Origin of the sequence: Achromobacter sp. 77 (assembly GCF_020541125.1) — a bacterium.
In the GTDB taxonomy this organism is placed as follows: domain Bacteria; phylum Pseudomonadota; class Gammaproteobacteria; order Burkholderiales; family Burkholderiaceae_B; genus Achromobacter; species Achromobacter mucicolens.
The window spans coordinates 101,269-114,728 of sequence record NZ_CP059848.1; the positions used below are offsets into that span (position 1 = coordinate 101,269).

The 13,460-nt window shown below is 66.1% G+C and carries 12 protein-coding genes; 5 read left to right on the top strand and 7 right to left on the bottom strand.

All coding sequences use genetic code 11. The annotated features are described in order from the left end of the window. Positions 1-11: 11 nt before the first annotated feature. The 4 genes from H4P35_RS00475 to H4P35_RS00490 form a co-directional block, all read right to left on the bottom strand. Positions 12-1,619 carry a carboxyl transferase domain-containing protein gene (locus H4P35_RS00475; RefSeq protein WP_056327727.1) on the bottom strand — a complete coding sequence of 536 codons (1,608 nt, stop codon included), beginning with the start codon at positions 1,617-1,619 and terminating at the stop codon, positions 12-14. 229 nt (positions 1,620-1,848) lie between these two features. Beyond that, positions 1,849-3,030: an acetyl-CoA C-acetyltransferase gene (locus tag H4P35_RS00480; RefSeq protein ID WP_062839373.1), complete on the bottom strand. Its 1,182-nt coding sequence runs from the start codon at positions 3,028-3,030 to the stop codon at positions 1,849-1,851. Between the two features lie 34 nt (positions 3,031-3,064). Continuing rightward, a complete protein-coding gene (aceK, locus tag H4P35_RS00485; protein WP_226847680.1) occupies positions 3,065-4,945 on the bottom strand; it encodes a bifunctional isocitrate dehydrogenase kinase/phosphatase in 1,881 nt (626 codons plus the stop codon). Positions 4,946-4,967: 22 nt separating this feature from the next. Beyond that, positions 4,968-6,146, bottom strand: a complete 1,179-nt coding sequence (locus H4P35_RS00490) for an isovaleryl-CoA dehydrogenase (RefSeq protein WP_056327730.1) — start codon at positions 6,144-6,146, stop codon at positions 4,968-4,970. A gap of 247 nt (positions 6,147-6,393) precedes the next feature. On the opposite strand from H4P35_RS00490, the gene H4P35_RS00495 reads away from it, so the two are divergent. Continuing rightward, on the top strand, positions 6,394-7,569 hold the full coding sequence (locus H4P35_RS00495) for a M20 aminoacylase family protein (RefSeq protein WP_082578974.1): 1,176 nt from the start codon (positions 6,394-6,396) through the stop codon (positions 7,567-7,569). A gap of 58 nt (positions 7,570-7,627) precedes the next feature. Then, the gene (locus tag H4P35_RS00500; RefSeq protein WP_062839376.1) at positions 7,628-8,599 is read left to right on the top strand and encodes a tripartite tricarboxylate transporter substrate binding protein; all 972 of its coding nucleotides are present in this window, start codon (positions 7,628-7,630) and stop codon (positions 8,597-8,599) included. A gap of 155 nt (positions 8,600-8,754) precedes the next feature. On the opposite strand, the gene H4P35_RS00505 is transcribed toward H4P35_RS00500, so the two are convergent. Beyond that, positions 8,755-9,087: a YnfA family protein gene (locus H4P35_RS00505; protein WP_062839377.1), complete on the bottom strand. Its 333-nt coding sequence runs from the start codon at positions 9,085-9,087 to the stop codon at positions 8,755-8,757. A 5-nt stretch (positions 9,088-9,092) separates the two neighbouring features. Next, positions 9,093-9,473, bottom strand: a complete 381-nt coding sequence (locus H4P35_RS00510; protein WP_056327734.1) for a MerR family DNA-binding transcriptional regulator — start codon at positions 9,471-9,473, stop codon at positions 9,093-9,095. A gap of 73 nt (positions 9,474-9,546) precedes the next feature. Between H4P35_RS00510 and H4P35_RS00515 the strand changes: the two genes are divergently transcribed. Further along, positions 9,547-10,614, top strand: coding sequence for an MBL fold metallo-hydrolase (locus H4P35_RS00515; RefSeq protein ID WP_226847681.1), 1,068 nt, complete (start codon positions 9,547-9,549; stop codon positions 10,612-10,614). Between the two features lie 91 nt (positions 10,615-10,705). On the opposite strand, the gene H4P35_RS00520 is transcribed toward H4P35_RS00515, so the two are convergent. Then, positions 10,706-11,332 carry a LysE family translocator gene (locus H4P35_RS00520; RefSeq protein WP_226847682.1) on the bottom strand — a complete coding sequence of 209 codons (627 nt, stop codon included), beginning with the start codon at positions 11,330-11,332 and terminating at the stop codon, positions 10,706-10,708. Between the two features lie 126 nt (positions 11,333-11,458). Here H4P35_RS00520 and H4P35_RS00525 point away from each other — a divergent pair, with 126 nt between their 5' ends. After that, entirely contained in the window at positions 11,459-12,166 is a 708-nt protein-coding gene (locus H4P35_RS00525; protein ID WP_226847683.1) for a nitroreductase, read from the top strand. 58 nt (positions 12,167-12,224) lie between these two features. Then, positions 12,225-13,418: a cystathionine beta-lyase gene (gene metC, locus H4P35_RS00530; protein ID WP_175236666.1), complete on the top strand. Its 1,194-nt coding sequence runs from the start codon at positions 12,225-12,227 to the stop codon at positions 13,416-13,418. Positions 13,419-13,460: the final 42 nt, after the last annotated feature.

Below are 13,460 nucleotides of genomic sequence, written 5' to 3' on the forward strand. Positions count from 1 at the left end.
GGGGGTGGGCTCTACATCCGGAAGACACCGAACTTGGTGTCTTCGATGGGCGCATTCAGCGCGGCAGACAACGCCAATCCCAACACGCGGCGCGTGTCGGCGGGCGCGATGATGCCGTCGTCCCACAATCTTGCGGTGGCGTAGTACGGATGGCCTTCGCGTTCGTACTGCTCGCGGATCGGGGCCTTGAAGGCGTTTTCTTCGTCCGCCGACCATTGGCCACCGCGCGCTTCGATGCCGTCGCGCTTGACGGTGGCCAGCACGCTGGCGGCCTGCTCGCCGCCCATGACCGAGATGCGGGCGTTGGGCCACATGAAGAGCATGCGCGGCGAATAGGCGCGGCCGCACATGCCGTAGTTGCCGGCGCCGAACGAGCCGCCGATCAGCACGGTGAACTTGGGCACGTTGGCGGTGGCCACGGCCGTCACCATCTTGGCGCCGTGGCGCGCGATGCCTTCGTTTTCGTATTTGCGGCCGACCATGAAGCCGGTGATGTTCTGCAGGAACACCAGCGGGATCTTGCGCTGCGCGCACAGCTCGATGAAGTGCGCGCCCTTTTGCGCGGACTCGGAGAACAGGATGCCGTTGTTGGCGACGATGCCGACGGGCATGCCGTGGATGTGCGCGAAGCCCGTGACCAGCGTGGGGCCGAAGCGGGCCTTGAACTCGTCGAACTCGGAGCCGTCGACGATGCGCGCGATGACTTCGCGTACGTCGTAGGGCTTGCGGGTGTCGGCGGGAATGATGCCGTTCAGTTCGCTGGGATCGAAGCGCGGCTCGCGCACAGGGATGGTGGCCAGCGGCTGCGGTTTCTTGCGGTTCAGGCGCGCAACCGCATTGCGCGCCAGTTGCAGCGCGTGCATGTCGTTGGCGGCCAGGTGGTCGACCACGCCCGACAGGCGCGTGTGCACGTCGCCGCCGCCCAGGTCTTCGGCGCTGACTTCTTCGCCGGTGGCGGCTTTGACCAGCGGCGGGCCGCCCAGAAAGATGGTGCCCTGGTTGCGCACGATGATGGATTCGTCGCTCATGGCGGGCACGTACGCGCCGCCGGCGGTGCAAGAGCCCATCACCACCGCGATCTGCGCGATGCCCTGCGCCGACATCTGCGCCTGGTTGTAGAAGATGCGGCCGAAGTGTTCGCGGTCGGGAAAGACTTCGTCTTGCTGCGGCAGGTTGGCGCCGCCCGAATCCACCAGATACACGCAGGGCAGATGGTTCTGCGCGGCGATCTCCTGCGCGCGCAGGTGCTTTTTGACGGTCATCGGATAGTAGGTGCCGCCCTTGACCGTGGCGTCGTTGCAGACGATGACGCACTCGGTGCCGGACACGCGGCCGATGCCGGTGATGACGCCCGCGCCGGGCGCGTCGCCGTCGTACATGCCATGCGCCGCCATCGGCGACAGTTCCAGGAACGGGGTGCCCGGATCGATCAGGTTCTCCACACGGTCGCGCGGCAAGAGCTTGCCGCGCGCGGTGTGCTTGGCGCGGGCGGATTCGCTACCGCCCAGGGCCGTCTGCGCCAGCTGCTGGTTCAGATCGTCCAGTTGCGCCTGCATGGCGCTGGCGTTGTCGATGTAGTCCTGCGACCGCGGATTGATGCGGGATTCGATGATGGGCATGGGGTACCACCCGTCCTGCTTGATTGGAATTTGAAGGCGCTCGAAAAAGAGCGGGTTGTCTCGCTGCCCGGTGGGCCGGGCATTCTTGTCGATTTGGTAAATCAGGATTTCGTTGCGCCTTTCCTGCCTGGCCCGCGACCGACCCGTCGCGGTGATTGCCCTGCCAGAAAGGCGCAGCGGAATCCTGCTTGAGGGACGGACAAAGCCCGCGCCCCAAGCAGGCAGCCGCTTAGACCATTTCGATGGCCATCGCGACGGCTTCGCCGCCGCCGATGCACAGCGTGGCCACGCCGCGCTTGCCGCCGGTCTTGCGCAGCGCGCCGATCAGGGTGGCCATCAGGCGCGCGCCCGAAGCGCCGATCGGGTGGCCCAGGGCGGTGGCGCCGCCGTGGATGTTGACCTTGTCATGCGGAAGCTTGAAGTCGGTCATGGCGGCCATGGTGACCACCGCGAAGGCTTCGTTGATCTCGTACAGGTCCACGTCCTCGGCCGTCCAGCCGGTCTTCTTGAACAGGTTCTTCAGCGCGCCGACGGGGGCGGTGGTGAACCAGTTGGGTTCCTGCGAATGCTGCGAGTGCGCGACGATGCGGGCCAGCGGTTTGACGCCGAGCTTTTCGGCGGTGGACGCGCGCATCAGCACCATGGCGGCGGCGCCGTCGGAGATCGACGACGAGTTCGCGGCGGTGACGGTGCCGTCTTTCTTGAAGGCGGGCTTGAGCGTCGGTATCTTTTCCGGCATGGCCTTGGTGGGCGCTTCGTCGGTGTCGATCACGGTGTCGCCCTTGCGGCCGGCGACCGTGACGGGCGCGATTTCCCACTTGAAGCTGCCGTCTTCCGACGCAGCGCGCGCGCGGCGCAGCGATTCCAGCGAGAATTCATCCTGCTGTTCGCGCGTGAACGAATACTTGGAGGCGCAGTCTTCGGCAAACACGCCCATGGCCTTGCCCTTGTCGTACGCGTCTTCCAGGCCATCCAGCGCCATGTGGTCGTACACGGTGTTGTGGCCGTAGCGGTAGCCCTGGCGGCCCTTGAGCAGCAGGTACGGCGCGTTGCTCATGCTTTCCTGGCCGCCGGCCACGACGATTTCGGCGCTGCCCGAGGCCAGCAGGTCATGGCCGAACATCGCGGCCTTCAGGCCCGAGCCGCAAACCTTGTGGATGGTGGTGCACGCCACGCCCAGCGGCAGCCCGGCGCCCAGCGCGGCCTGGCGGGCGGGCGCCTGGCCTTGGCCGGCCTGCAGCACGTTGCCCATGATGACTTCGTCGACCTGCTCCGGCTTGATGCCGGCGCGTTCGACCGCGGCCTTGATGGCGACCGAGCCCAGCTCGTGCGCGGCCAGGCCGGACAGGCTGCCCAGCATGCCGCCCATGGGCGTGCGGGCGACGGAAACGATGACGATGGGATCTGACATGACTTGCTCCTGTGAGGGTCGGACAGCGATTGGGTTACAACACCGCGTTGCCGTTTGACGGGCGGTCTGAACGCAGGCGTCTGTCCTTATCGTAAGGGAAAAATTCTTCGATCCGGCCTTGCGCCACGTGGGCGCGGCAGGCCTGCCACCAGTCCGGTTCCAGGAGGTCGGCATGGTGACGCATGAAGGCGCCGCGCACCCGCGCATCGCCCAGCAGGAAGCGGCCGAATTCCTCGGGGAAGACGTCGTTCGGACCGATGGCGTACCAGGGTTCGGCGGCCATCTCCGCTTCTTCATTCGGGGCCGGCGGGATGCGCCGGAAGTTCATCTCGGTCATGCGCTGGATTTCGTCGTAGTCATAAAAGACGACCCGGCCCAGCCGCGTGACGCCGAAATTCTTGTAAAGCATGTCGCCGGGGAAGATATTGGCCGCGGCCAGTTGCCGGATGGCGTCCCCGTATTCGCGCACCGCGTGGTCCAGCAACGCGTCCGGCGCCTGCTGCAGGTACAGGTTCAGCGGCGTCATCCGGCGTTCGATGTAGACGTGGCGGATGACGACGGTGTCGCCGGTTTCCTCGATGAGGCTGGGCACCAGCCGGCGCAGTTCATCGAGCAGCGCCGGCGCAAAGCGGGCGCGCGGCAAGGCGACCTGTGAATATTCCCAGGTGTCCGCCATGCGGCCGACGCGATCGTGCAGTTTGACCATCTGATACTTGCGCCGCACGGTGGCGTGATCCATGCCGTCCTTGTCGATGCGGTCCTTGATGAGCTTGAACACGTATGGATAGGACGGCAGCGTGAACACGCACATCACCATGCCCTTGATGCCGGGGGCGATGTCGAAGGCGTCGCGTGAATGCGCCAGATGATGCAGGAAGTCGCGGTAGAACAGCGTCTTGCCCTGCTTTTGCAGGCCGATCATGGTGTAGAGCTCGGCCTTGGGCTTGCGCGGCAAGAGACTCGACAGGAAGTTGACCACGGCCGCGGGCGTTTCCATGTCCACCAGGAAATATGCGCGGGTAAAGCTGAACAGCGTGCTCAGGTCGTCCGCGCCCAGGAGCAGCGCGTCCAGCGTCACCTGTCCCGCCGGATTGCGCGTCAGCGCGATGGCAAAGGGATAGACGGTGGTCTGGTTGATCAGGCGGCCGACGATGTAGGCGCCCTTGTTGCGAAAGAAAAGCGAGCCCAACGCATGGATCTGGCAGTCGGTGGCAATGCGCCGGCCGACGTGGCGGGGCAGCACGGCACGCAGCTTGGACACGGCCGCGCGCGCCAGCAGGCGCGTGTCGCGCGGCAGGTCCTCGAAGGGCAGCGCCAGACCGAAGTCGGCCACCATGCGGATCAGGCTTTTTTCCAGGCCGTCGGTCACCGGGTAGTACACGCGGTAGGACGGGATGCTGCTGTCCAGGTAGTCGGTGGCGACGGCCGGCCGGACGAACAGGAAATCGTTGTGGAAGTAGTCGCGGTGCAGCAGCCGGCACGACACCGAGTTAAAGAAGGTCTCGGCGCACTCGGGCTGGCGGTGTTCGCCCAGGAGGCCCACGAATTCCTGCTTGATGTCTTGCCAGTAGGCGGTCTGCGCGGCGGTCAGGGACGGGGCGTCGGCGCCATTGCCGCCACCGTTGCCCGCGCCGTTTCCACCCACCGCGCCTTCCGGCCGCCCGCGCAGCACGCCTTCCAGTTGCGTGGCGCATTCGCGCACACGCATGTCGTAGTACTCGATGCGTTCGCGCGACAGGTGCTGGATGCCGTGCCAGTCGCCGGATTCGAACAGCGCCTTGGCGCGCTGCGCGCTGTAGCGAAACAGCGCGTAGTGCCGGTCAAAGCCCGCCAGGATCAGCCGCGCGACGTCCAGCGGCGAGGGGCCCGGGGCGGGCGCCTGCTCGATGTGCTGGATGTCGGACGTGCGGATCATGGCGCGGGCTGTGGATAAGGCGTCAGGCGGTTTCGTTGAAGAGTTCGCGGCCAATCAGCATGCGGCGGATTTCGCTGGTGCCAGCGCCAATTTCGTACAGCTTGGCGTCGCGCCACAGGCGGCCGACCGGGTATTCGTTGATGTAGCCGTTGCCGCCCAGGATTTGCACGCCCTCGCCCGCCATCCACGTGGCCTTTTCAGCGGTGTACAGGATGAGCGCGGCGCAGTCCTTGCGCACCTGGCGCACGTGATCAGACCCCAGTTTGTCCAGGTTCTTGCCCACCTGATAGCAGAAGGCGCGGCTGGCTTGCAGCGTGGTGTACAGGTCGGCGACCTTGCCCTGGATGAGCTGGAATTCGCCGATGGCCTGGCCGAACTGCTTGCGGTCGTGGATGTAGGGCACCACCACGTCCATCACAGCCTGCATGATGCCTAGCGGGCCGCCGGACAGCACCGCGCGTTCGTAGTCCAGGCCGCTCATCAGCACCTTCACGCCGCCGTTGACCTGGCCCAGCACGTTTTCTTCGGGGATTTCGCAGTCCTGAAACACCAGCTCGCCGGTGTGGCTGCCGCGCATGCCCAGCTTGTCCAGCTTCTGCGCCACGGAAAAGCCTTTGAAGCCCTTTTCGACCAGGAACGCGGTGATGCCGCGCTGGTGGGCTTCGGGGTCGGTCTTGGCGTAGACGACGAGGGTGTCGGCGTCCGGACCGTTGGTGATCCACATCTTGGTGCCATTCAGCACGTAGCGGTCGCCCTTTTTGTCGGCGCGCAGCTTCATGCTGACAACGTCGGAGCCCGCGCCCGGTTCGCTCATGGCCAGCGCGCCCACGTGCTCGCCGGAGATGAGCTTGGGCAGGTACTTGGCCTTCTGGGCGGCGGTGCCGTTGCGGTTGATCTGGTTCACGCACAGGTTGGAGTGCGCGCCGTACGACAGGCCGATCGAGGCGCTGGCGCGGGAGATTTCCTCCATGACGACCATGTGGGCCAGGTAGCCCATATTCGCGCCGCCGTATTCCTCGTCGGCGGTCATGCCCAGCACGCCGAGGTCACCGAACTTGCGCCACAGGTCCATGGGGAATTGGTCGCTGCGATCGACTTCCGCGGCGCGCGGCGCGATCTCGGCCTGCGCGAAGTTGCGTACGGCGTCGCGCAGCATGTCCAGGTCTTCGCCCAGGTCGAAGTTCAGGCCGGGAAGATTCATCAGTGTCTCCGTGATAGTAGGTGCTTACATTCATGGACCTGCGCGTGCGTGTCTTGGCCGCCGTCGCGGGAGTGATCCATGATGCGCCGTTCGTCCGGCGCCGCGCAATGATGCAGTGCAAATATTACGTTTACGTAAACGTAAATTGGATGAGGGTTATCCCTAGCGTGTTGTGGACGCGGCGGAAGGGACGATGGGCAATACTTGATGCGACCCTTTAATCCTGAAACATCCGACGGAGTCAGCTGTGCTTGAACTATCCAACCTGGACGACATCGTGGCGCTGCGCCGTGACATCCACATGCACCCGGAGCTTTGCTACGAAGAGCACCGCACGGCGAAGGTGGTGGCCGACACGCTGCGCGGCTGGGGCATCGAAACGCACACCGGCATTGCCAAGACGGGCGTGGTGGGTGTGATCAAGCGGGGCACGTCGGACCGGGCGATCATGCTGCGCGCCGACATGGACGCACTGCCCATGCAGGAAGAGAACCAGTTCGAGCACCGCTCGCGTCACGACGGCAAGATGCACGGCTGCGGCCATGACGGCCACACCGCGATGCTGCTGGCTGCGGCGCAGCATTTGCAGACGGCGGGCGGCTTCGATGGCACCGTGTACCTGTGCTTTCAGCCGGCCGAGGAAGGCGGCGCGGGCGGCCGGGCGATGATCCAGGATGGCCTCTTCACGCGGTTTCCGTGCGAGGCGGTCTTTGGGATGCACAACTGGCCGGGGTTGCCGGCTGGCGCGTTCGGCGTCTGTGCCGGTCCCATGATGGCGGCAGCGAACGGTTTCAAGATCACGGTCAAGGGCAAGGGCGGCCACGCCGCCGCGCCGCAGGACTGCAATGACCCGGTGCCGGCGCTCTTTGCCATCGGCCAGTCGCTGCAGACGATCCTGACGCGCAGCAAGCGTCCGCTGGATGCGGCAGTGCTGTCGATCACGCAGGTGCAGGCGGGCGGCAGCGTCATCAACGTGATTCCCAACACCGCGTGGCTGGGCGGGTCGGTGCGGGCGTACAGCACCGATGTGGTGGACCTGATCGAGCGGCGCATGCAGGAGATCGCGCCCAGCATCGCCGCGGCGCATGGCTGCGAGGCCGAGGTGTACTTCGAGCGCCGCTACCCGGCGCTGGTCAACACCGTGGCCGAGACGGAATTCTGCATGGGCGTGATGCGCGAGGTCGTGGGCGAGGACCGCGCGCTGACCATCGAACCGGCGATGGCGTCGGAAGACTTTGCCTTCCTGCTGCAGGAAAAGCCGGGGTGCTACGTGTTCCTGGGCAACGGCGATGGTGAGCATCGCATGGCGGGCCACGGGCTGGGCCCCTGCATGCTGCACAACGCCAGCTATGACTTCAATGATTCCTTGATTCCGGCGGGGGCGTCGTACTGGGTTCGCCTGGCGCAACGCTACCTCGCCTGATGGGCTTTACCGCAATCCGTTTCACCCACGCAGTGCTACGCAACATCACCAGGACGATATGAAAAAGAAGACGTTGTTCATCAAGGCCGCGGGGGCGGCCCTGGCAATCATGGCAAGCGGCGCGATGGCGCAGACCTGGCCGGCCAAGCCGGTCACCGTGGTCGTGCCGTACACGGCCGGCGGCAGCGCCGATGCGATCGCGCGGCGTCTGGGCGACGCGCTGCGCAAGGAAGCGAACATCACGGTCATCGTCGAGAACAAGCCCGGCGCGGGCGCGTCCGTGGGCACGGACTACGTGGCGCGCGCGCAGCCGGACGGCACCACGCTGCTCTTGGCCTCGACCAGCCCGTTGACCATCTTCCCGCATCTGGCCAAGACCAACTATGACCCGATGAAGGACCTGACGCCGGTAGCTAGTGTGGCCGTCGCGCCGGTGGCCATCGTAGCGACCAAGGCGCTGCCCGTGAAGGATTTTGCGGGTCTCGTGGAATATGCCAAGGCGCATCCGGAAGGCGTGCGCTATGGCACGCCCGGTCAGGGCACGGTTGCGCACATCGGCATGGCGGCGGTCACCGCCCAGACGGGGACCAAGATGCTGCACGTGCCCTACCGCGGCAACAGCCAGGCGCTGACCGACGGCCTGGGCGGCGTGGTGGAACTGCTGGTGGTCAACAGCGACGTGGTGCTGCCGCACGTGGCCAACGGCGCGCTCAAGCCGCTGGCGGTGATGGCGCCGCAACGCCTCGCCGCGTGGCCGGACGTGCCGACGATGGCCGAGCTGAAGCTGCCGCAGGCGCAGTACTACTCGAACTTCGGCATCTTCGCGCCGGCCAACCTGCCGCCCACGGTGTCGCAGCCGTTGCAGGCCGCATTGACCAAGGCCGTGGCCAGCGCCGAGTTCCAGGAGCTGCTGGCCAAGTCGTTCCTGCAGCCGGGCACGGCGTCGGGCGAGGCGTTTGCCAAGCAGGTGCAGGCCGAGTTCACGAACAACGCCCGCCTCATCAAGGAAGGCAATATCAAGGCGGAGTGATCGGCGGTTTGTGGTGGCACGTCGGCGCGTCGGCGGTCGGTCCGCCGCGCGCAGATGCGCCGAGACGCAGCCTGCGTCAAAAGACCAGCACCCATGCAAAGCGCGCGGCCCTTTACGGGTACGCGCGCTTTTTCTTGCCCGTTCGGCGGCCCGGATCAGCTCCCGCGCGGCCCGAACATGATCACCAGCATTCCGGCGATGCACAGGCCCACGCCGATCCAGTCGCTGGCGCTGGGCCGCACGCCGTCCACCGCCCATAGCCACAGCAGCGCCATGCCGATGTAAACGCCGCCGTAGGCGGCATAGACGCGGCCGGACGCCGTCGGGTGCAAGGTCAGCAACCAGGCGAACAGCGCCAGGCTCAGCGCGGCGGGCGCCAGCAGCCAGATGGAGTGTCCTTTGCGCAGCCAAAGGTAAGGCAGGTAGCAGCCGATGATTTCGGCCAGGGCGGTCAGGACGAACAGGCCCAGCGTTTGAAGTGCTGCCATGCGGACTACGGCTTCTGCGCCAGCAGGGCGCGGCACTGGCGCTCCTGTTCGCTGATTTCCTGCAAGGTATCGTCGATGTCGCGGCGCTGTTGCTCCAGCGTGGCGCGATGCTGTTCCAGCACGGACAGGTATTGGCGCAGCTGGACTTCGGTGTCGCCGGGTCCGTCGTACATGTCGATCAGCGTCAGGATTTCGGACAACTGCAGGCCCAGCCGCTTGCCGCGCAGGGCCAGTTTCAGGCGCGTGCGGTCTCGCGGTCCGAAAATGCGGTTGCGGCCCTCGCGCGCCGGGCTGACGATTCCCTGGTCTTCGTAGAAGCGGATCGTGCGGGGCGTGACGTCGAACTCGCGGGCGAGCTCTGAGATGGTCCAGGTTGACGAGGGCATGCGACGTGTGGCAGTTTACGTAAACGTAAATTATGATGACTTGACGTGATCGTCAAGCGTGGAGCGAGAGGCAATGAACCCCAACGAGCAGAAGCTTCAGTATCCCTGGGCCGATTTCCAGCCCGAGGCCGGCCGCGCGCATGCGGTGGCGGAGGGCGTCAAATGGATCCGGATGCCGCTGCCGTTCGCGCTGGATCATATCAACCTCTGGCTGCTGCGCGACAACATCGACGGCCAGGATGGCTGGACCATCGTCGATTGCGGCATTTCGCGCGATGAAGTAAAGACGCTGTGGGAGGACGTGTTCAAGAACGAGCTGGACGGCCTGCCCGTGTTGCGCGTGCTGGTCACGCACATGCACCCGGACCACATCGGGCTTGCCCACTGGCTGTGCGAACGCTGGAATGCGCGCCTGTGGATGACGATGACGGACTACATGGTGGCGTCGCTGTGGTCGTCGCGCCGCACGGATGCCGGCGCCGGTCCGGGTGGGCAGTCGGCGGTCGAGCATTTCGCGCGGCACGGTCTGACCGACCCGGACTCGCAGGAGCAGATCCGCCAGCGCGCAAGCTACTACCCCAACCTGGTGCCCGCCGTGCCGTCGCGGTACACCCGCATCATGGACGGCGACCAGGTTCGCATCGGCGGACGCGACTGGCGTGTCATCGTGGGCTACGGGCACGCGCCGGAACACGCGTCGCTGTTTTCGCCTGATCTTGGCGTGCTGATCTCCGGCGACATGGTGCTGCCGCGCATTTCCACCAACGTCAGCGTGTTCGATTACGAACCCGACGCCAATCCGCTGCCTTTGTATCTGCGGTCGCTGCACGGCTATGACGGCCTGCCCCGCAACACGCTGGTGCTGCCGTCGCACGGCCGCCCGTTCAAGGGCCTGCACGAACGCATCACGCAGCAGCACGAGCATCACCGCGACCGGCTGGCTGAGGTGCTGGAAGCTTGTGCGGTGCAGCCGCAATCGACGTCGGACATCGTGCCGGTGCTGTTCAAGCGCAAGCTGGACTTGCACCAGCTCACCTTCGCGATGGGCGAGGCGCTGGCGCATCTGCATGCGCTGTACTTCGAAGGAAAGCTCACGCGGGCGCAGGATGCCGATGGCATCGTGCGGTTCAAGGCGGCTTGATTCGGGCGCCGGGTATTCGGCCAATGGGTATTCGGCCAACGGTGGCCGGATGCGTGTGCCGCGGCGCGTGGTCCGCGGCAACGCGCTGCGTCTAGCGTGACGCCGTCGCCAGCCGCACGGCCAGTCCCACGAACACCAGCGCGGCGATGCGGTTCAGCCAGCGCTTGGCCGTGACCGAGCGCTGCAGCAGTTCGCCAAATGCGCCCGAGAAGAACGCGATCGCGCCAAACACCAGCAGCGTCGACACGATGAACACCGCGCCCAGTTGCATGGTCTGCAGCCCCACCGGTCCCAGCCGCGGCGACGTGAACTGCGGCAGGAAGGCAAAGAAGAACAGCAGCACCTTGGGGTTGGTCAGGTTCATGACGATGCCGCGGCGGTACAGCGCGCCGGGCCGTAGGGGTTCGGGACGCTTGCCGGCCCCGGCCTCGACGGGGGCGCGCAGGATCTGCCAGGCCAGATACGCCAGATAGGCCGCGCCCGCAAGCTTGAGCACGGTGAACGCGATGGGCGAGGCGGCGAACACGGCGGCCAGCCCGACTGCGACAGCCGCAGTGTGACCCAGCAAGCCGGTGCACAACCCCAGCACCACGAACATGCCCGCCCTGCGTCCCCAGATGGCGGACTGCATCAGCACGAAAAGGTTGTCCGGCCCCGGCGTCAGCGCCAGCAGCACGGCAATGCCAAAGAATGCGATGAGGGTGTCTAGGGGCAGCATGGAGTCTCTTTGGTGACGGAACGGCAACGCACGGCAAGTGGCGCATGGCTAGTGGCGCACGGCCAGTGGCGCGCGGCTAGTGGCATCATAAGGTCAAAGCCGACCAGGACAGGAGACAGAACGACCATGACCGTTGCCGCCCAACCCCAGAACGCCGTCAACCCGCCCGCCGATGCCGCACTCGAGGACTGGCTGCTGGCCCGCCACAGTTGCCGCGCCTTTCTGCCAGAGCCCGTGCCCCGCGCCACCATCGAACGCATCCTGACCTTGGCGCAGCGCACGGCGTCCTGGTGCAACTGCCAGCCGTGGCAGGTGGCGATCACTGAAGGCGATGGCACGCGGCGGTTGCGCGATGCGCTCGAGCGCCGCGCGCAGGTCGAAGGCTTCAAGCCTGATTTCCCGTTCCCGCGCGAATACCGCGACGAATACCTGGCCCGCCGCCGCGAATCCGGCTTTCAGCTTTACGGCGCCGTGGGCGTGCCGCGCGGCGACCGCGAGGCCTACCGGCGGCAAGAGATGCGCAACTTCGCCCTGTTTGACGCGCCGCACGTCGCGATCATCACGACCCACGAGGCGCTGGGCGAATACGGCGCGATGGACTGCGGCGGCTATGTCGCCAATTTCCTGCTGGCCGCGCAAGCCAACGGCGTGGCAACCGTGGCCCAGGCGTCACTGGCGATGTATCCCGAGGTCCTGCGCGAAGTGCTGGGCATCGGACCCGGCCGGCGCGTGGTCTGCGGCATCTCGTTCGGGTTTGAGGACACGGCGCATCCGGCCAACAGCTACCGCACCCGCCGTGCGGATTTGTCCGAGACGGTTAAATGGATCGGCTGAAATTCCCGCCGCGTCCTGATATGGTTTGGTTTTCCCGGCTTTGACGCACCTCTACAAGATGCCTACCAAACACATCGATACGGTTCTCCAGCACGCGGGCACCGCCCCGTTCAATCCCGAGACCGGCACGGCGCCGGTGCCGCTGCCGCCCATGCGGGCCAGCACGGTGCGCTTTGCCAATCTCGCCGCACTGGAAAACGCGCAGCGCAGCAAGGCGGCCGGGGGGCGCGCGTCGACGTACGGGCGCATGGGCATGGACACGCATGCCGCGCTGGAAGAGGTGTTCACGCAGCTCGAAGGCGGCACGCACTGCTACTTGGCGTCGTCCGGCCTGTCGGCCATGACGATGGTGATGATGGCGCTGTGCTCGGCCGGCGACCATGCATTGATCTCGGACAGCGTGTACGGCCCGATGCGCGAGCTGGACGACGCGGTGCTCAAGCGCATGAACATCGAGATCACCTACTTTGCGGCGGGTGAGGACATCGATGCGCTGGTGCGGCCCAACACCACGCTGTTGTACGTGGAATCGCCGGGTTCCCTGCTTTTCGAAATGCTGGACATGGGCGCGATGGCCGCCATCGCGCAGCGTCACGGGCTGGTGCTGGCCACCGACAACACCTGGGGATCGGGCTACATCTACCGGCCGCTGACGCTGGGCGCGCAGGTCTCGGTCATCGCGGGCACCAAGTATGTGGGCGGGCACTCCGACCTGATGCTGGGCGCGGTGGTCACCAACGACGAGGGCATCGCCCGCAAGCTGAACCGCACGCAGTATGCGATGGGCTACTCCATCAGCGCGGACGACGCCTGGCTGGCATTGCGCGGCGTGCGCACCATGCCCATCCGCATGGCTCAGCATGCGCGCCACGCCATGCAGGTGTGCGAATTCCTGAACGCCCGTCCCGAGACCGTGCGCCTCTTCCATCCGGCCTGGCCGAAGGATCCCGGCCACGATTTGTGGAAGCGCGATTGCACGGGGTCCAACGGCATGCTGTCGGCTGAACTGGCCCTGTCCCCTGCCGCGGCGCGCCGTTTTGTCGATGCGCTGACGCTCTTTGGCATCGGCTTCTCGTGGGGCGGGTATGAAAGCCTGGTGCAGCTCGTGTCGCCCAAGGATCTGTCCAAACACCGCTATTGGGGCGAAGGCGAGAACCCGGTCGTGCGTCTGCACATCGGGCTGGAGTCGCCCGAGGACATCATTGCGGACCTGACGCAGGCCTTCGAGCAGGCGGCGGACGTCAAGGAATAGGCGGAGACCGGCGGGGGGCGGCTGCCGGACGGCAGCCCCGTT

What these genes read in the sequence shown, in the direction of transcription:
- H4P35_RS00520 (WP_226847682.1), bottom strand. Translation starts at nt 11,332, where the DNA reads ATGCTGCCCCTAGACACCCTCATCGCATTCTTTGGCATTGCCGTGCTG.
- aceK (WP_226847680.1), bottom strand. Translation starts at nt 4,945, where the DNA reads ATGATCCGCACGTCCGACATCCAGCACATCGAGCAGGCGCCCGCCCCG.
- metC (WP_175236666.1), top strand. Translation starts at nt 12,225, where the DNA reads ATGCCTACCAAACACATCGATACGGTTCTCCAGCACGCGGGCACCGCC.
- H4P35_RS00510 (WP_056327734.1), bottom strand. Translation starts at nt 9,473, where the DNA reads ATGCCCTCGTCAACCTGGACCATCTCAGAGCTCGCCCGCGAGTTCGAC.
- H4P35_RS00525 (WP_226847683.1), top strand. Translation starts at nt 11,459, where the DNA reads ATGACCGTTGCCGCCCAACCCCAGAACGCCGTCAACCCGCCCGCCGAT.
- H4P35_RS00490 (WP_056327730.1), bottom strand. Translation starts at nt 6,146, where the DNA reads ATGAATCTTCCCGGCCTGAACTTCGACCTGGGCGAAGACCTGGACATG.
- H4P35_RS00475 (WP_056327727.1), bottom strand. Translation starts at nt 1,619, where the DNA reads ATGCCCATCATCGAATCCCGCATCAATCCGCGGTCGCAGGACTACATC.
- H4P35_RS00480 (WP_062839373.1), bottom strand. Translation starts at nt 3,030, where the DNA reads ATGTCAGATCCCATCGTCATCGTTTCCGTCGCCCGCACGCCCATGGGC.
- H4P35_RS00505 (WP_062839377.1), bottom strand. Translation starts at nt 9,087, where the DNA reads ATGGCAGCACTTCAAACGCTGGGCCTGTTCGTCCTGACCGCCCTGGCC.
- H4P35_RS00500 (WP_062839376.1), top strand. Translation starts at nt 7,628, where the DNA reads ATGAAAAAGAAGACGTTGTTCATCAAGGCCGCGGGGGCGGCCCTGGCA.
- H4P35_RS00515 (WP_226847681.1), top strand. Translation starts at nt 9,547, where the DNA reads ATGAACCCCAACGAGCAGAAGCTTCAGTATCCCTGGGCCGATTTCCAG.